The sequence below is a fragment of the Virgibacillus alimentarius genome, from assembly GCF_017874635.1.
Lineage (GTDB): Bacteria > Bacillota > Bacilli > Bacillales > Amphibacillaceae > Virgibacillus_B > Virgibacillus_B alimentarius.
Genome location: NZ_JAGIKX010000017.1, coordinates 39,031 through 58,266, shown reverse-complemented (window position 1 = coordinate 58,266; position 19,236 = coordinate 39,031). Strand labels below are relative to the sequence as shown.

The 19,236-nt window shown below is 40.3% G+C and carries 17 protein-coding genes; all 17 read right to left on the bottom strand.

What is annotated here, in order from left to right; genetic code table 11:
* Positions 1–120 precede the first annotated feature (120 nt).
* Complete coding sequence (locus tag J2Z81_RS09745) at positions 121–741, bottom strand: thymidine kinase (protein ID WP_029269399.1); 621 nt, start codon at positions 739–741, stop codon at positions 121–123.
* 134 nt (positions 742–875) lie between these two features.
* On the bottom strand, positions 876–1,121 hold the full coding sequence (locus J2Z81_RS09740; RefSeq protein WP_029269401.1) for a type B 50S ribosomal protein L31: 246 nt from the start codon (positions 1,119–1,121) through the stop codon (positions 876–878).
* A gap of 163 nt (positions 1,122–1,284) precedes the next feature.
* Complete coding sequence (gene rho / locus J2Z81_RS09735; protein WP_029269403.1) at positions 1,285–2,565, bottom strand: transcription termination factor Rho; 1,281 nt, start codon at positions 2,563–2,565, stop codon at positions 1,285–1,287.
* Between the two features lie 388 nt (positions 2,566–2,953).
* On the bottom strand, positions 2,954–3,922 hold the full coding sequence (gene glpX, locus J2Z81_RS09730; RefSeq protein ID WP_029269405.1) for a class II fructose-bisphosphatase: 969 nt from the start codon (positions 3,920–3,922) through the stop codon (positions 2,954–2,956).
* Between the two features lie 125 nt (positions 3,923–4,047).
* On the bottom strand, positions 4,048–5,334 hold the full coding sequence (locus J2Z81_RS09725; RefSeq protein WP_029269407.1) for a UDP-N-acetylglucosamine 1-carboxyvinyltransferase: 1,287 nt from the start codon (positions 5,332–5,334) through the stop codon (positions 4,048–4,050).
* 208 nt (positions 5,335–5,542) lie between these two features.
* Positions 5,543–6,184, bottom strand: coding sequence for a fructose-6-phosphate aldolase (fsa, locus tag J2Z81_RS09720; RefSeq protein WP_029269409.1), 642 nt, complete (start codon positions 6,182–6,184; stop codon positions 5,543–5,545).
* Between the two features lie 308 nt (positions 6,185–6,492).
* On the bottom strand, positions 6,493–6,852 hold the full coding sequence (locus J2Z81_RS09715) for a response regulator (RefSeq protein ID WP_029269411.1): 360 nt from the start codon (positions 6,850–6,852) through the stop codon (positions 6,493–6,495).
* 206 nt (positions 6,853–7,058) lie between these two features.
* Positions 7,059–8,666 carry a CTP synthase gene (locus J2Z81_RS09710; protein WP_029269413.1) on the bottom strand — a complete coding sequence of 536 codons (1,608 nt, stop codon included), beginning with the start codon at positions 8,664–8,666 and terminating at the stop codon, positions 7,059–7,061.
* Positions 8,667–8,914: 248 nt separating this feature from the next.
* Positions 8,915–9,409 carry a DNA-directed RNA polymerase subunit delta gene (gene rpoE, locus J2Z81_RS09705; protein ID WP_029269415.1) on the bottom strand — a complete coding sequence of 165 codons (495 nt, stop codon included), beginning with the start codon at positions 9,407–9,409 and terminating at the stop codon, positions 8,915–8,917.
* 162 nt (positions 9,410–9,571) lie between these two features.
* The gene (locus J2Z81_RS09700) at positions 9,572–10,195 is read right to left on the bottom strand and encodes a TetR/AcrR family transcriptional regulator (RefSeq protein ID WP_226371253.1); all 624 of its coding nucleotides are present in this window, start codon (positions 10,193–10,195) and stop codon (positions 9,572–9,574) included.
* Positions 10,196–10,250: 55 nt separating this feature from the next.
* Complete coding sequence (locus tag J2Z81_RS09695) at positions 10,251–11,393, bottom strand: acyl-CoA dehydrogenase (protein ID WP_029269417.1); 1,143 nt, start codon at positions 11,391–11,393, stop codon at positions 10,251–10,253.
* 33 nt (positions 11,394–11,426) lie between these two features.
* The gene (locus tag J2Z81_RS09690; protein WP_226371252.1) at positions 11,427–12,569 is read right to left on the bottom strand and encodes an acyl-CoA dehydrogenase; all 1,143 of its coding nucleotides are present in this window, start codon (positions 12,567–12,569) and stop codon (positions 11,427–11,429) included.
* A gap of 32 nt (positions 12,570–12,601) precedes the next feature.
* Positions 12,602–13,453: a 3-hydroxybutyryl-CoA dehydrogenase gene (locus J2Z81_RS09685; protein WP_029269421.1), complete on the bottom strand. Its 852-nt coding sequence runs from the start codon at positions 13,451–13,453 to the stop codon at positions 12,602–12,604.
* Between the two features lie 33 nt (positions 13,454–13,486).
* A complete protein-coding gene (locus tag J2Z81_RS09680; protein ID WP_029269423.1) occupies positions 13,487–14,674 on the bottom strand; it encodes an acetyl-CoA C-acetyltransferase in 1,188 nt (395 codons plus the stop codon).
* Positions 14,675–14,811: 137 nt separating this feature from the next.
* Entirely contained in the window at positions 14,812–16,920 is a 2,109-nt protein-coding gene (locus tag J2Z81_RS09675; RefSeq protein WP_226371251.1) for a (Fe-S)-binding protein, read from the bottom strand.
* A 186-nt stretch (positions 16,921–17,106) separates the two neighbouring features.
* Positions 17,107–18,774: an arginine--tRNA ligase gene (argS, locus tag J2Z81_RS09670; RefSeq protein ID WP_226371250.1), complete on the bottom strand. Its 1,668-nt coding sequence runs from the start codon at positions 18,772–18,774 to the stop codon at positions 17,107–17,109.
* 1 nt (position 18,775) lies between these two features.
* Positions 18,776–19,213 (bottom strand): DUF1934 domain-containing protein, encoded by a 438-nt coding sequence (locus tag J2Z81_RS09665; RefSeq protein ID WP_029269429.1) that lies wholly within the window; start codon positions 19,211–19,213, stop codon positions 18,776–18,778.
* Positions 19,214–19,236: the final 23 nt, after the last annotated feature.

Here is a 19,236-nt window from a genome sequence, read left to right as displayed (position 1 = left end):
TATGGACACCCTTGCTTTTGGCTATGTGCTTACCGCTACATGGTTGCACTCGGGACTTTCACCCGTTAGAGTTCGCCCATGCTGGGCGAACTAAAAAAAGAACGCCCTCAGGCGCTCTTTCTATCTCGATACCTCTGGCACTTCTTTTTTTAGTGCGTGACTCGGTTTATTTGGTACATCATGATGATGTCTGCAGCGGGGCTCGTACGATTCCGATGCACCGACCAGGATGATCGGATCGTCATATGAAGCTGGTTTGCCATCTATTAAACGTTGCGTGCGGCTTGCTGGCGAACTGCAGATCGGACAAATTGCGTTTAGCTTGGAAACAGATTCACTGAGCGCCATTAATTGTGGCATCGATCCGAATGGTTCTCCGCGAAAATTGGTATCGAGACCCGCAATAATGACACGGATGCCTTTATTTGCCAATTCTTCTGCGACATCCACGATTAAATCGTCAAAAAATTGGGCTTCATCAATCCCAATAATATCAAGTCCTGGTTCAATATATTGAAGTATTTCTTCTGCCTTTTGGACCGGAAGTGCAATTGTAGATGCTCCATTATGGGAGACAACAGCATTATGTTCATATCGATCGTCCAGCTGTGGCTTAAATACTTTTACAGATAAATTTCCAAACGTCGCACGGCGGACCCTGCGGATGAGTTCTTCTGACTTTCCAGAAAACATACTGCCGCAGATCACTTCTATCCAGCCACTATGTTTCATCACTTGCATGAGCGGGTACTCCCTTCAACATTCATCACAGATTCTCTTTAAGTATTTTACATCATTTAGACAAAAATAAAAACAGGCAGATGGTAGACAATGTGCCTGTTTTTCACGTGAACCGGCAAAAACCCGTTCAGTTTTTACTTCATATTATATTTTTTCTTAAAGCGGTCTACGCGGCCGCCGACTTTGTCTGCTTTTTGCTTCCCAGTGTAAAATGGGTGAGTATCTGAGCTAATTTCAACACGGATTAACGGATAAGTGTTACCGTCTTCCCACTCAATTGTTTCATCTGAATTTTTTGTTGATCCGCTCAAGAATTTAAAGTCAGAGCTTGTATCAAGAAATACAACTTTTCTGTATTCCGGATGAATATCTTTTTTCATTTCATTCCACTCCTTTTTGCCCTGCATCCCCATGGAAACAGAGTTATTGTAAGAGCCGTCATAGGTTTTATACCTTATCTAAACTCACATAAAAAGATTATAACAGTCTGCTTGACTGATTGCAATAGTCTATCCTTATTCGTGACTATTTTATATAACAAAGCTACCGGCTTATGCCTTTTCGCTTCATTTCATCATCCATTAATTGGAGAAACTCCTCGTTATTTTTAGATGACTTGATTCGTCTTAGGAAACGCTCGAGGAAATCACTGGAATCTTTCATTCCTTTTCGGATGGCCCACATTTTGTCAAGATGATCTTTGTCTAGAAGCAATTCTTCTTTTCTTGTACCAGAACGCAAGATATCAATAGCTGGGAAAATGCGCCTTTCCGCTAGTCCGCGATCTAGATGCAATTCCATATTACCTGTCCCTTTAAACTCCTCGTAAATCACGTCATCCATACGTGAGCCTGTATCGACTAAAGCAGTAGCCAAGATGGTGAAACTTCCACCTTCTTCAATATTTCTTGCTGCACCAAAAAATCGTTTTGGACGGTGAAATGCTGCCGGATCAATTCCTCCTGAAAGCGTACGACCGCTTGGAGGAATCACCAAATTGTAGGCACGAGCTAAACGGGTAATACTATCCATGAGTACGATGACATCGCGTTTGTGCTCTACGAGGCGCATTGCACGTTCTAAGACAAGTTCAGATACTTTAATATGGCTTTCAGGCACTTCATCAAATGTGGAACTGACAACATCCACATCACCACTTACCGACCGTTCAATGTCTGTTACTTCTTCTGGACGCTCGTCCACAAGTAAGATAATTAACTTCGCCTCAGGATGATTCGCAGAAATACTGTTAGCAATGTCTTTCAGCAGCATTGTTTTTCCTGCTTTTGGCGGAGATACGATAAGTCCGCGCTGACCAAATCCTACAGGGGTCATTAAATCCATGATTCTCGTTGAAACGTTTTTGGTGCTCTTTTCCAAATGCATTAATCGTTCTGGATATAGTGCTGTTAATGCTGGGAAATGTACACGTTCTTTTGATGTTTCCGGATTTTCATCGTTCACCGCATCAACATGTAGCAGTCCGTAATAACGCTCATTTTCTTTTGGTGGTCGTACCTTCCCGGACACCTTATCCCCATTACGAAGATCAAAGCGGCGAATTTGTGAAGCGGAAATATAGATATCCTCTGCACTCGGGGAATAATTAATTGGGCGGAGAAAGCCAAACCCTTCTGAAGGAATAATTTCTAAAATTCCATCCATAAATAAAAAACCATCTTTTTCAGCTTGTGCTTTTAAAATAGAAAATATTAATTCTTTTTTTGTAAGTTTTGCATAATATGAAACTTTGTATTCTCTTGCTAATGCGTAAATCTCTTTTAATGTTAAGGCTTCCAAGCTTGAAATTGTCAAAGCTGCCATCATATCACCATGCCTATTCATTTTACTTATTTCTCTTATTAAATTAAAAAACTAAAATAGTTTGATAAATGCAATTGAATGTATAAAACAACCTCATATTAGATATGAATTCGTTTATTAAGAGATGGAAGGTTGTCTGTAAATACCTGAAGAATATTTAGAAGCTAGAATAGAAGTTTGCAATCATACGTTGTTGTTCACATTACGGTTCAAATCGTCATACGAACATTCCTTTATATGTTAACCAAACGATACAATTATTAAACATCTTTTATCATACTGGTTTGTCGGCAAAAATTCAACTCTATTTTTTTCAAGCATAGATTTAATAGATAGAGAAGCCAAGATGTGGCTTCTCTGCTTTCTATGATCATTCCCATTTAAAAAGTTATGACTCCATAACTAAGTTTGGCTTTTTATTTAAGCTGTGTTTACCGTCAATAAAACGAACCGTACCACTTTTTGCGCGCATGACAACTGTTTGCGTGGTTGCTTTTTGTCCTTTAAATTGAACCCCTTTTAACAGTTCACCATCTGTAACTCCTGAAGCAGCAAAAATGGCATCGTCGCCACTGCATAAATCATCCATATAAAATACTTTGTTGATATCCGTGATCCCCATCGCTTTACAGCGCTCTCTCTCTTCATCATTCGATGGGACAAGTTTTCCTTGGATTTCTCCACCTAAACACTTTAATGCGACAGCAGCTAAAACACCTTCAGGCGCTCCTCCAACTCCAAATAACACATCGACACCTGTTTCATCAAATGCAGTATTCATGGCTCCTGCTACATCCCCATCCGGAATTAGTTTAATTCTTGCACCTGCTTCACGGATTTCTTCAATTAATTCTTTGTGACGCGGGCGATCCAGAACAACGGCAACAACATCTTCTATTTGTTTATTTTTTGCTTTTGCCACTGCGGCTAAATTTTCTTTTGTGGAAGCATTAATATCTACTGCCCCTACAGCTTCTGGTCCAACTGCTATTTTTTTCATATACATATCTGGTGCATGCAAAAGGTTGCCTCCGTCCGCAATAGCAATAACGGCTAGGGCATTCCAGGTACCTTGTGCTACAATCGATGTTCCCTCTAATGGATCAACAGCGACATCCACCAAAGGGCCACTTCCAGTCCCTAGTTTTTCTCCGATATAAAGCATTGGCGCTTCGTCCATTTCTCCTTCACCAATGACAACCGTACCTTGCATTGGAATCGTATCAAACACATCCCGCATTGCAGACGTTGCTGCATCATCTGCTTCTTCCTTTTTACCTCTTCCCATCCAGCGTGCGGACGATAAAGCAGCTGCCTCTGTAACACGGACGATTTCCATTGTTAAACTTCTTTCCATCGATTCCCTCTCCTTTTTATCCTGTATGTAAAACATAAGATGATTACACTAAAAGTAGCAAAGGAAGGACGCTTAAGCTGAGCGAAGATTGCTTAAACATACCTTCACCACTAGATTTTACTGCATTATAAATTTTGAAATTGCTTCACTTCTTGTTCTGTCATATCTTCACGCCATATGTTTGCACCGAGGTTGTTCAATTTCTCAGTTATTTTTTCATAACCTCGCTCAATATGCTCAATGCCAGTAATTTCCGTAATCCCATTTGCCATTAACCCCGCTATAATGAGGGCTGCACCAGCTCGCAGATCAGAAGCTTTCACCCTGGCTCCTTCTAATTGCACTGGTCCTGATACGATCACAGACCCACCTTCTACTTTTATTGATGCATTCATTCGTCTTAACTCATCAATATGCTTCAGTCGTGCAGAATAAATCGTATCTGTAATTACCCCTGTATTGACTGCCTTGGTTAATAATGACGTGAAAGGCTGCTGAAGATCTGTTGGAAATCCTGGATAAACCAACGTTTTAACATCCACACTTTTCAGTGGCTTCTGAGGCATGATGCGAAGCTGCTCATCTTTTTCTTCGATGGATACATCCATCTCACGTAACTTCGCCAGTAAAGACTCTATGTGTTGCGGAATAACGTTATCAATCGTTACATCAGTTCCTTGGGCAGCAGCTGCGATCGCATAGGTTCCTGCCTCTATTCGGTCCGGAATAATCGTATGCTTGCAGCCGTTTAGAGAAGAAACACCTTCTATTCGAATAACGTCCGTTCCTACCCCTTTTATTTTTGCTCCCATATTCGTCAGCAATGTAGCAACATCAATAATTTCCGGCTCTTTAGCCGCGTTTTCAATCACTGTTTTTCCTTTCGCTCTCACTGCAGCGAGCATAATATTGATGGTAGCTCCCACACTGACAACGTCCAAATAAATTCTTGCTCCAGTAAGCTCTTTAGCACGAAGATAAATAGCTCCTTGTTCATTCGTTACCTCAGCGCCAAGTGCTTCAAATCCTTTAATATGTTGGTCAATTGGACGAGGCCCTAAATAGCAGCCACCAGGAAGCCCAATAACAGCTTTTTTAAATTTGCCAAGCATGGCTCCCATAAAATAATAAGAAGCACGAAGCTGTTTTACTTTCCCGTTAGGCAATGGCATGTCAATCATTTCTGCCGGGTCGATGTGTACGGTTTGTCCATCCCAAGATACATGACCGCCTATTTCTTCTAGTAAGTCTCCAAGTGTATAAACATCCGAAATTTCCGGAAGACCTTCGATAGATACGTCAGAATCAGCCAATATAGCTGCAGGCAGCAAGGCAACAGCGCTATTTTTCGCTCCGCTGACCCTAACCTTGCCATTTAGCAGGTGACCACCTTCAACTAATATTTTCTTCATTTAAAAACCCCACTTTTGAAGCCGTCTCACCAGGGACTTACCCTGTCTTTGAGAAGCTGGCACATTGTTGTAGAACTCACTTTTTCATCATGAAAGCACAGAACATGTATCGCTAACGCTGATGCATGTTCTTGTTTTTTGCAGCTATCAGGAAAAGCAGCAAAGTCTTTCTAATGTTAGCTTGTGCAGCTTTTCCATTATTATGCAATTAATTTTGCTTATTCCAGTCTGCAAGAAACTTTTCAATTCCTTGATCTGTTAATGGATGTTTTACGATTTGACCAAATAGTTTATATGGAACTGTAGCAATGTGGGCGCCATTTACTGCAGCATCAACAATATGTAGCGGGTGTCTGATTGATGCAGCAATAATTTCTGTGTGGATTTGATGCCGGTTAAATATTTCTGAAATGGTTGCAATTAATTGCATCCCGTCATGACCAATATCATCTAAGCGACCTAAAAATGGAGATACATATGTCGCTCCGGCGCGAGCAGCTAACAATGCTTGCGTTGCATTAAAGATGAGCGTTACATTTGTTTTAATATTAAGGTCACTAAATGCCTTTACCGCTTTTAGGCCTTCTAGGGTCATTGGCACTTTCACCGTAATATTAGGAGCAATAGCTGCTAATTCTTTTCCTTCTTGAATCATTCCTTCTGCATCTTCTGCAATAACCTCTGCGCTTACCGAACCTGAGACTACATCCGTAATTTCTCTCAGACGGTCATGGAATGATATACCTTCTTTAGCCACTAAACTTGGATTTGTCGTTACACCTGAAAGCACACCCAGCTCCTGTGCTGCTCGAATATCATCAATATTCGCTGTATCTACAAAAAATTTCATACCTTTCCATCCTCTCCTTTTATATGGTAATTGGATTTTTCCATATTTGAAACGTAAAATGAAGTTTTTATTATCCTTTAAGGCTCGTGATCCAGGATTCAAATAGGCCTTTTATGCTTTTTCTGAAGAACCAAATTCAACACCTATTGCCAATCACTGTCTATATTTACATAAACGTTAGCACTGCATAAGCTATGAAACGCATGCACGAAATCTTGGATCTAAATCAACTACATAATAAGAATACCAACAACTGTGCTAAGGCGCAACAATAGTGTGTCTTTTTTAATTGGAAGATTTCACCTTAGTCAGGTAAATATTGATTTCACTTTTTCAACTACTGCTTTAATATCAAACGGTTTGGCCAAAACCCCTTTTAATAAATGGTACTTATCTGTTTCTCTATCCATTTCTTCTACTAAACCACTCATTAACATAACTGGAACCTGCATGTTATCTTGTTCCATTCGATTCAAAACCTCAATACCATTAATAATGGGCAATCTGTAATCCAAAATCACTAAATCAAAGTGTTTTTTTGCTAATGTATCCAGCGTTTCCTTTCCTGTCTCCGCAGTATGAACCTTATAACCCTCGTTTTCAAAAACATCTGTTAATAATAATCGGATACCAGGCTGATCATCTACAATTAATATCTCTCTCTGCATATCATGACGCCTCTTTTCTTTTTCTTTCTTTACTATTCAAATCCATTCGATAAAGACCCTCACAAATCCTGCCAACGTTACGAAAATAAATTTTATAAAAAAGAACCGGCTTGGGAGCTATATAAGCTTTTCCAGCCGGTTCTTCTTTTTTGACAGTTATAAATGCAAAATATCAATAAGAAAGAAACATCTTGACATCTAGCGAATTATTCACCTTTACGTTGAACTACTGCATTAATAAACCCATCAAATAATGCATGCGGTTTTATCGGGCGTGATTTAAATTCCGGATGAAACTGACAAGCAACAAACCATGGATGATCGTTTAATTCGATAATTTCAACGAGTTTTCCATCTGGGCTCATACCAGAGAAAGTCATACCATTTTCTTCAAATTGCTTGCGATATGCATTATTAAATTCATAACGGTGGCGATGGCGTTCATGAATGACGTCCTCGTTATTATATACATGCTTCGTTTTACTTCCGTCTTTTAATGCACATGGATAGACGCCAAGCCTCAACGTTCCACCCATATCCGCAACATTCTCTTGATCCGGCAAGAGGCCAATAATCGGATGCTCGGTATCCGGGTTGATTTCTTGAGAGTGTGCATGCTCAAGTCCTAATACATTTCGTGCAAATTCAACAGACGCAAGCTGCATACCTAAGCAGATTCCGAAAAAAGGAATTTCCTTTTCTCTAGCATAGCGGATCGCTTCAATTTTCCCTTCAATACCCCGATCACCAAACCCGCCAGGAACAATGATGCCATCCACATGTGACAATTCTTTTTGAATAGATTCTGCTTCTAATTTTTCGGAGTTAATCCAGTGAATGCGAATGTCAGCATCATAGGAGTAGCCTGCATGCTTCAGGGATTCCACGACGGAAAGATACGCATCTGGAAGTTCTACATATTTTCCAACGACACCAATATCAATCGCCTTGGAAAGTCCTCGTACGCGGTCAACCAATTTCTTCCATTCATCCATATTTGCAGGTTCGCAATCGATGCCAAAATGATCACATGCTAGCTGATCCAGTTTTTGCTTTTGCAAGGAAAGGGGCACTTGATAAAGTGTGTCTGCATCATGCATCTCAATTACTGCTTTTTCATTTATATCACAGAATAGTGATATTTTTTCCTTCAGGCTTTTACTAATCGTCATTTCCGTACGCAAAATAATCGCATCTGGCTGGATGCCAAGGGACCGCAATTCTTTAACACTATGTTGCGTCGGCTTTGTTTTTATTTCACCGGCTGCCTTAATGAAAGGTACGAGTGTACAGTGGATGTACATGACATGCTCTCTACCAATATCACTTTTAATTTGTCGTATTGCTTCCAAAAATGGCAGGGATTCAATATCCCCAACCGTACCGCCAATTTCCGTGATCACTACATCTGCATTCGTCGCTTCCCCAGCTCGGAATACTTGATCTTTAATTTCATTGGTAATATGCGGAATAACTTGGACGGTTCCTCCTAAATAATCTCCTCGACGTTCTTTTTTGATGACACTGGAGTAAACTTTTCCTGTTGTAATGTTGCTATATTTATTTAAATTAATATCGATAAATCGTTCATAATGTCCTAAATCTAAATCGGTTTCCGCACCATCTTCTGTTACAAAAACTTCTCCATGCTGATATGGGCTCATCGTGCCAGGATCAACGTTAATATAAGGATCAAATTTTTGAATTGTTACCTTTAAACCTCTGTTTTTTAATAAACGCCCTAGTGAAGCAGCTGTTATTCCTTTTCCTAGTGATGAAACAACGCCACCGGTTACAAAAATATACTTGGTCACTCTTTATCCCTCTTCCTTATATAGTTGTTAGGTTTCACTTTATCACTAGTATGTAATTCATACCTGCATACTATATTGTGCACCTATTATACGTAAAAATAATCACAAAATTTGCAGGTGCCCACTTATAAAAAAAATAAACGCTTCCCCAGCAAATAGGGGAAACGCTTTGATATTTTTATATGATTTCAAGAGCCCAATAGAAATTGTACGCTTAAGGATTAAAAAAGTCAAGATAGCTTTACACGCTATTTTTCTTCCTCATCATCATCGAAATCTTCATCGCCAAATTCCTCATCAAGATTTTCATCCAAACCCTTTTCATACTGTTCATCATTAGATTCTTCATCAAAGTCACCGAAGTCTTCTTCAATATCTAATTTTTCATCTTCAAATGTTACTTTTTTCTCCGCTTTTTCATTTTTCTTCTTTTTCGCCGTCTTTTTCTTCTTCTTCTTTGGAGTTGCTGTTAATGTCTCATCAATTTTTTCTACTGGGTACCAACGCTTCAGTCCCCACATTCCTGAACCTAGCGTGAGGAAGCGACCGTCTAAATTTAAATCGGTATAAAAGGTAACGATTTTTTCATCTGTTTGACTCTCCGTAAATTCTTTTATCTCCGCAATCTTATTAAAAACTTCTTTAAAGTCCATTGCCTTCTGTTCATCTATTAAGATTAATCTTCCAAGTTCAATCATTGACATGTTTTGTAGCTCTTCATGGCCATAGTTTTGTAAACCCACAGTAGCGCACTCCCTTTTCAGTAGTTAAAAAGGGGTTTGACCCCTTAATTTTTAATATCATAACAAGTCTGATTTGCTTTGTCTAGTGAGATCTTATTTTTCGTCTGAATACATTACATGGGCCTTTTGATTTTTCACTTTGCTACAGGCAATGGCCATTAGCTAGTCTTCCCTTTTAATATCAATCGCTTGCAGCAGGAAATGGATTTGTCTGTCAATATATTCTTCTAATGAGAATTGTTTCTGCAGCATCCATCTTCTAAATCCCCACATTTGTCCTTGGACAAAGATATTATTTGCAAGTATTTCTGCATCCGCCTGCTCCATTTTATGTGGCAAACTGGTTATGATCAGATGCTCTAGCATATCAACCATTTCTCTTTCTTTTTTTAATACATATTCCTTCTTTTCCCCCTCTAGGGATTTCACTTCCTGATACATGATGATGACGCCTTCTTGCATCTCATCGATAAGCCGAAAATAAGACTTCGTAACATTTATCAAATTTTCTAAAGAAGGGGATTCATGATCAATGCTTTCTTCTAAACACGCATGTACTTGATCATAAATTGCATCGCAAACAAGAAATAGAACATCTTCCTTGGTCCGAATGTACTCGTAAAGTGTACCAATACTAAAACCTGCTTCCTTAGCAATTTCTCTTGTTGTTGTTTTATGAAATCCCTTTTCCTTAAAAAGGGTTATCGCTCCCTCAATCATCTGATTCCGTCTTTTTTCAATTAATTCCTTGTCTTTGACCGAAGAAAGGATTTGATCTTCTGTCATTTTTATAGAAACCCCCTTCTCTTACATTGTTCACATTCCCGCAACTCTATCCATATTATTCTTTCGTTAGCAGCCTTCCGATTACGAGCCGCTGTACTTCATTTGTTCCTTCATAAATTTGTGTAATTTTAGCATCCCGCATGAACCGCTCCACAGGATAGTCTTTTGTATATCCATATCCGCCAAATACTTGGACCGCTTCTACGGTCACACGCATCGCTGTATCACCAGCATACAATTTTGACATCGCCGATGCTTTTGAATATGGAAGGCCCTCCGACTCCAAATAGGCAGCTTGATAGGTTAATAGACGTGAAGCTTCAACTTCTGTTGCCATATCTGCCAGTTTAAAAGATATACCTTGATTGTGTGCGATCGGTTTTCCGAATTGTTCACGTTCTTTGGCATAATCTACCGCAGCATCAAGGGCACCTTGAGCAATCCCTAAAGCTTGAGCAGCAATACCGTTTCGACCGCCGTCGAGCGTGGTCATAGCAATTTTAAAGCCCTCGCCCTCTTCACCTAAACGATTCTCCTTTGGAATACGACAGTTTTCGAAAATCAGTTCCGTTGTTGGGGAGGAACGAATCCCAAGTTTCTTTTCTTTTTTACCAAATGTAAATCCTTCTGTCCCTTTTTCGACAATAAATGCTGTAATTCCTTTATGGTTTGCATTTGTATCTGTTTTTGCAAAAACAATATAAATATCAGCAACGCCACCATTCGTAATCCAAACTTTATTCCCATTTAATATGTAATCATCATTATCTTTGCGGGCTATTGTTTTCATAGAAACGACATCACTGCCCGCACCAGGCTCAGATAAGGCATAAGCTCCTAATGCTTCTCCTGACGCAAGACGGTATAAAAAGTTCTTTTTCTGTTCTTCGTTCCCGTAAGTATAAATCGGCCAGCTAGCAAGCGATAGATGTGCAGATAAGGTTACACCCGTAGAAGCACAGACACGTGATAGCTCTTCAACTGCGATACAATAGCTGACATAATCTGCATTAATCCCGCCATATTCTTCTGGCCAAGGAATACCCGTTAACCCAAGTTCTGCCATTTTTTCAAAAATCACTCGATCAAAGCGCTCTTCCTCATCGCGTTCAGCAGCTGTAGGTCCAACCTCATTTTCTGCGAAATCACGCACCATTTTTCGTAGCATTTCTTGTTCTTCCGTTAATTGAAAATCCATTGTTTTTCCTCCCCATCCTGATCGCATCCATCATTAATCTTTTAAAATTTGTTTTGCAATCACCATATGTTGTATTTCATTTGTTCCTTCATAAATTTCAGTCACCTTTGCATCACGGAAAAACCGTTCAACAGGGTAATCCTCCGTATATCCGTAACCTCCATGCACTTGAACAGCTTCAACTGCTGTTTTGGTCGCTGTTTTTGCAGCATACAGTTTCGCCATGGAAACTTCCTTCACGCAATGCTTCCCGTTTTCCATCAGCGATGCAGCATGATAGGTTAATTGTTTTGCAGCTTCCACTGCAGTAGCCATATCAGCCAGCTTAAAAGAAACACCTTGATGATGCGCAATTGCTTTGCCAAACTGCTCCCGTTCTTTTGCATAAGCGACCGCCTGCTCAAGCGCACCTTCGCTAATTCCCAGTGCCTGGGCAGCTATCCCGATACGTCCAACATTTAAATTGGACATGGCAATTTTAAAACCTTCTCCTTCTATACCAAGAAGCTGTGTTTTCGGGACGATACACTGATCAAAATTTAACTGCACTGTACTTGAGCCGCGCAGCCCCATTTTCTTCTCGTTTTTCCCTATCTCAAGACCCGGGCTGTTTTTTTCGACAATAAATGCACTAATTCCCTTTGATCCTTTTTCATTACCTGTACGTGCAAACGTAATAAATGTATCAGCTTCCGCTCCATTCGTAATAAATACTTTTGAACCGTTTAAAATATAATGATCTCCTACGTCTATTGCTTTCGTTTTTAAATTGGCAGCGTCTGATCCGGATCCAGGTTCGGTCAAAGCAAATGCGCCTAGGTACTCTCCGCTAGCAAGTTTCGGGACATAACGCTGTTTTTGTTCTTCACTACCAAAATCAACGATCGGATTAGTTCCAACGGAGGTGTGGACAGATAAAATAACACCTAAAGCGGCACTTACCTTGGATATTTCATGGATTGCTATAATGTATGAAATAAAGTCCATCCCGCTTCCACCATATTTTTCTGGAATAGGTATTCCCATCAACCCTAATTCGCCCATTTTCTGGATAATTCCCTCTGGAAATCGACCGTCGCTTTCCATACTTTCTATGTTTGGAGCTATTTCGGCGTGAGCAAAATCTCGAACCATTTTCCGCATCATCACTTGCTCTTCGGTAAAGCGGGTATTCATGCTGGCCCTCTCCCTTCAAGGTGTTTCCTCTTTTAATGATACTGATAAAAACCTCTGCCTGTTTTCTTACCTAACCATCCTGCTTTCACGTATTTTCTCAGCAATGGACATGGGCGATATTTGCTGTCACTAAACCCTTCATATAGCACTTCCATAATATAGAGGCAAGTATCCAGACCGATGAAATCGGCCAATGTTAATGGTCCCATTGGATGATTCATCCCAAGCTTCATGACCGTATCAATATCTTCCGGCGTGGCAACGCCTTCATAGACAGCGAAAATTGCTTCGTTTATCATTGGCATTAGCACACGGTTCGCTGCGAATCCCGGAAAATCCGCCACCTCGACGGGTGCTTTCTGTAATTCTTTTGTCATCGTTTCTATCGTTTCATATGTTTCGTCGCTTGTTTGCAGACCACGGATGACTTCAACAAGCTTCATCACTGGTACAGGATTCATAAAATGCATCCCGATCACTTTCTCTGGTCGGTTTGTTGCCGCAGCAATTTCCGTTATCGGAAGTGATGATGTATTGGATGCTAAAATGGTTTGTTCTGGCATTATTTCATCAAGCTGACGGAACACTTTTGTTTTCACATCCATGTTTTCCACAATCGCTTCAATCACAAGATCACAATGACCGCCATCTTTTATTTGAGTGGAAGTCTTCAGTCTTCCTAATGTCTTCGATTTATCCGCTTCTGTAATTCGTTCTTTATCCACTGCACGTTGCAGTAACTTTTCTATTTTATTTACCCCATTTTGAAGTGCATCTTGATTTACATCATTTAACAGCACCTCATAGCCTGCTTGCATGCAAACCTGCGCTATCCCGGCCCCCATCTGACCTGCGCCAATGACCATTACATTCTTTACTGTCATGAACATATTCCTCCTCCTGAGTGCTTTCTCCAGTTAAGATTTCGGTACTTCAATCAACACGGCGTCACCCTGACCGCCACCACTACAAATTGCTGCAATTCCAAGACCTCCGCCTCGGCGTTTTAATTCATGAATCAATGTTAAAATAATCCGCGCACCACTCGCACCAATCGGATGCCCTAAGGCAACGGCCCCTCCGTTCACATTCACTTTTTCTGAATCAATACCTGCGATTTCACCGCTAGCTAAGGAAACTGCTGCAAATGCTTCGTTAATTTCAAATAAATCAATATCCTCTTTCTTTTTACCGGTTTTCTCCAAAAGCTTATTGATGACCAGGCCTGGTGTTTGCGGGAATTTTTCCGCCTCTATCGCTACCTCCGCATGCCCTAAAACAAATGCCAATGGACTTTTTCCTAACTTTTCTGCCTTTTCATCAGACATTAACACAAAGGCACATGCACCATCATTCACCCCTGGTGCGTTCCCCGCTGTAATCGTTCCATCAGATCCAAAAGCAGAAGGCAATTTCGCCAATTTTTCGATACTAGTATCTTTTCGTGGTGCTTCATCTGTATCAACAATCATTGGATCACCTTTACGACGGGGGACTTCAAGGGCTACAATTTCCCCGGCAAACTTCCCTTCTTCGATTGCTTTTACCGCTCGTTGATGGCTTCGGTAGGACCATTCATCCTGTGCGTCTCTTGTTAATCCAAATTCATTTGCTGTATCATTTCCGTAATTGCCCATATGCACTCCTTGAAAAGAGCAGGTTAATCCATCATGGATCATCATATCTTTCACAGCCTTATCTCCCATACGATTTCCCCAGCGTGCATCGGGTAAAAAATAAGGAGCATTGCTCATGCTTTCCATGCCACCTGCTACAATTACTTCCTCATCACCAAGACGGATGAGCTGATCTGCCAATGTGACACTGCGAAGTCCAGACGCACATACCTTATTGATCGTTTCTGTTTTTACATTCCAAGGGATTCCGGCCTCCCTTGCAGCCTGCCTTGACGGGATTTGGCCTTGGCCTCCTTGCAAAACAGTTCCCATAATCACTTCATCAATTTCAGTGTTTTCCAGTTCTGCACGATCTAGTGCTGCATGTATTGCCTTTCCGCCCAATTTGGATGCTGTAAATGATTTTAGGCTTCCTCCGAATTTTCCAAACGGTGTTCTGGCACCTGATACAATAACGGTTCTTCTCATAGAAAACATCCCCTTCTTTGTATGATTATTTTTGATTCCCACGCTGCTTTCATGATTGAACGCTCGCTCAATTAGCTTATTCTACAAAAGGAGAGAAAAATCCTCCCCTTTTATCATTTCATCATCAACTAGAACGTCTATGCTGTTTTACTATCTTCTTTTGCAAATACAGATAATGCTAGAATTTCAGCAACATCCATCGTACTAATATCTTCTTCTACTTCTTTTGCCTTTGTTCCATCACTTAACATCGTTAAACAGAAAGGACATGCACTTGAAATCATGGATGGCTCCACTTCTAAGGCTTGCTCCGTTCGTGCTACGTTAATGCGGTTACCTGTCGTTTCCTCTGTCCACATTAAGCCCCCACCTGCACCACAGCACATGCCATTCTCACGATTACGTTTCATCTCTACCAATTCGAGCCCTGGAATAGATTTTAAGATTTCTCTTGGCGGATCATATACCCCGTTATATCTGCCCAGATAGCAAGAATCGTGATAAGTTAATCGTTGGTTAATTTCACCGGTTGGTTTTAGCTTTCCATTCATCACAAGGTCAAATAGCATTTGTGAGTGATGATACACTTCTGCTTCAAAACCAAAATCAGGATATTCATTTTTAAAGATATTATAAGCATGCGGATCAATGGTAACAATTTTTGTTACATTGTGTTTATTAAACTCTTTTATATTCTTTTCAGCAATTTCCTGGAATAAAAACTCATTCCCAATACGGCGAGCCGTATCTCCAGAATTCGCTTCTTTATTTCCTAAAATAGCAAAGTTAATCCCTGCTTGATTCATTAATTTCGCAAAGGCAATTGCTATTTTCTGACTGCGGCTGTCGAATGAGCCCATGGAGCTCACCCAGAATAGGTATTCAAAATCTTTATCTTCTTTTTTCAATTCTTTGATTGTCGGGATGTACACCGACTCGTCCAGCTCACGCCATTTAATGCGATCTTTTTTCGATAGTCCCCAAGGATTCCCTTGACGCTCGATATTCATCACTGCGCGCTGGATATCAGAATCCATTTTCCCTTCTGTCATTACGAGGTAACGGCGCAGATCAATGATTTTATCGACATGTTCGTTCATTACCGGACAGGCATCTTCACAAGCACGGCAAGTGGTACAACCGGAAATTTCCTCTTCTGTCATGACATCCCCAATCAAATCGACACTTTCTACCGTTGCTGCGGCTTCCTTATTACCGGCATTAGCTAATTGGTTTCCTTGTGTATTTGAAAATGCAAAGGTTGGAACCCAAGGTGTCTTCCCTGTAACAGCTGCCCCTTTTTCTGTCAGATGATCACGAATTTTAATCATTAAGTCCATCGGTGACAGCATTTTTCCTGTTCCTGCAGCCGGACAAACGTCTGTACAACGGCCACATTCTACACAAGCATAAAGATCAAGCAACTGGAATTGTGTAAAGTCTTCCACTTTTCCGACGCCAAAGGAAACATCTTCTTCATCTTCCATTTCATCTAAATCGAAATTAACCTTAGATAATTTTCCAGGGACTCGCTTACTTAAGAATACATTAATTGGTGCAGCAATTAAGTGCGCGTGTTTGGATTGTGGTACATATACGAGAAAAGCCAAAAGCGTTATCGTGTGTACCCACCATGCAATGAAAAAGACAATCATTGCAGCTGTTGGTGACATCCAACCGAATAATAGTGCGATACCGCTCGCAATTGGAGATGACCAGCTCGCTCCTGTTTCAAACCAGATTTGCATCATCCCATTGCCAAGTAATACGGAAAGCATCAATGTTCCAATAAATATAAGAACTAAACCTGCTTTAAAACCACGCTTTAATCTTACTAGTTTCTCCATGTACCGTCGGTAAAATGCCCAAGCGACAGCTACTAAGATCATTAATGTAACTAATTCCTGAAAAAAGACAAATCCAGGATAAAGTGGCCCAAATGGTAAATGATTACCAGGAGAAATCCCTTTGATAAACATATCAATTGCACCAAACTGGACAAGAATAAACCCGTAAAACATCATGACATGAATCGTCCCCGACTTTTTATCCTTCAGCAGCTTGGACTGTCCAAATACGATTTTTATGATTTTTCGTATTCGTTCTTTTATTTCCCCGTCAAACTCTGATTTCTGCCCTAGATCAATATAGGCTTTCCGTGTTGCTATTACCCTTGCAAACAAGTAAATTGCATAAATGGTAACAGCGATGAATGCTAATAAGTTCACAATCAAAAAGGTATCCATCAACCAGCTTCCCCTTCCTGCACAATATTATGAAAAATGATAACGATTCCATTTATCAGAAATATCTTAGGAGAATTTTCTGATAAATACTATACTACTACTTTAACTATGAATGAGCATTCAGTCAACACCTTTTTAAAAAAATATTTTCCTCATGACCTAACATGAGGAAAATAAAGGGAGTGTTTACATTTTCTCTGGCGCTGTGACACCAATTAAACGAAGGCCATTACGAAGCGTAATGCGCACTGCTTTCATGAGTGCAATACGTGCTTTTGTTCTTTCCGGTTGGTCCTCGTCCAAAACTTTTTCTGCATTATAAAAGCTATGGAGCAAGCTAGCTAAGTCAAAAACATATTGTGTCACTTTATGTGGTGTATGTTTACTTGCAGCATCTGCAATTGTCTTTGGAAACTCCCCTAGTTTTTTTAGTAAATCCACTTCTTTTTCAGTGGTTAAAAGGGTTGGATCCATATCTTGCTCAAAAGAAAATCCTTTGTTTGCTGCTTGTTTTAGCATCGTACATATTCTTGCATGGGCGTACTGTACGTAATAAACTGGGTTTTCATTGGACTGTGAACGGGCCAAATCGAGATCAAAATCGAGCTGCGAATCATTGGAACGTGTTACAAAAAAGTAGCGAACAGCATCTATACCCACGTCACTCATTAATTCGCGAAGGGCCACCGCTTTTCCAGTTCTTTTACTCATACGAAGCTTCTCACCATTTTCAAATAGATTGACCATTTGAATAATTTGCACCTCGAACTTATCAGAAGCATATCCTAAAGCCAAAATAGCTGCACGCATTCTCGGAATATATCCGTGATGATCAGCTCCCCATACGTTAATGATTTTATCAAAACCACGTTCTAGTTTGTCTTGATGATAGGCGATGTCCGGCATCAAATAAGTGTAGCTTCCATCGCTTTTGATAAGCACACGATCCTTATCATCGCCAAAGTCTGTTGAGCGCAGCCATGTTGCATCGTCCTTTTCATAGACGAATCCGCCATCTTTTAGTTTGGCGAGTGCATCATGAATCTTATCATGATAAAGCGTCCGTTCGGAGAACCAATTATCAAAATGGACACGGAAATCCGCTAAATCTTCCTCAATTTTTTTCAGTTCATACTGGAGACCATACTCCTTAAAAAAGGAAAGTCTTTCCGCTCGATCCTTCTCTTTCCACTCCTGTCCATACGCTTCCTTAATTTTTTCGCCAATTCCAATAATATCATCTCCATGATACCCATCTTCAGGCATCGTTACGTTCTCACCAAGTGCTTGCAGATAGCGGGCTTCGACCGAAAGCGCTAACTGATCAATTTGATTACCAGCATCGTTAATATAATATTCACGTTCAACATCATATCCTGAAGCAGCTAGAATATTACAGAGGACATCTCCAAAAGCTGCTCCGCGTGCATGACCAAGATGCAAGTCGCCAGTTGGGTTTACAGACACAAATTCAACCTGCACTTTCTCCCCTTGCCCTGTATTTGTCTTCCCGTAATTTTCATCCGTTTTTAAAATCGTCGGGATAAGCTCTCCTAAATAGTCGTTTTTCATGAAAAAATTAATAAATCCAGGGCCGGCAATTTCTACTTTAGAAATCGAAGCCTTCGAGTGATCTAAATGTTCCATAATATCTTTGGCAATTTGCTTCGGTGCTTTTTTTGCGATCCGGGCAAGCTGCATGGCAATATTGGTTGCAAAGTCCCCATGTGCTTTCTCTTTTGGCTTTTCTAAAATGATTTGCGGGAGCTCTTCCTTTGCAGCAAGATCTGCTTTTAAAACCGCCTCACCAATTTCCTGCTTTAATATATCCTCTGTTTGTGCTAAAACATTCACTTCATGCACCCTCCTCATTATATGTCAAGGTTAAATAATGATCGCGTTTCTCTTTGCCGTTTAATTTTACCGAATAAGCTATTTTCAGCTGACCATTCTGATCTGTACGCAACGGTTGATGTGTGATTGATGATGTAAAAGTCTCCATATGCATTGTACCATAAGGGTGCTTAAAAACACTTTCAGTCGCACGCTGCATGTGGAATTGCTGATTCATCATCACATTCCCTGTTCGCTTGATCGTTACTTTATCAGGCTGAATCGTAATAAAATTTTTGATCCATGCCTTCTCCTCTGTTTGTTCTTCAAAGGTAAGCACAACCATTTGATTTTTTTCATAAAGTTTTCCTCTTTGTCTAACCATGTTATGTTCCTTTTCACCATCATCATCAATGATCGTACAAAGCTCAATAAACACTTCTTTATCGTTATGTCCCATCGTATTCGCTCCTGCTAAGAATA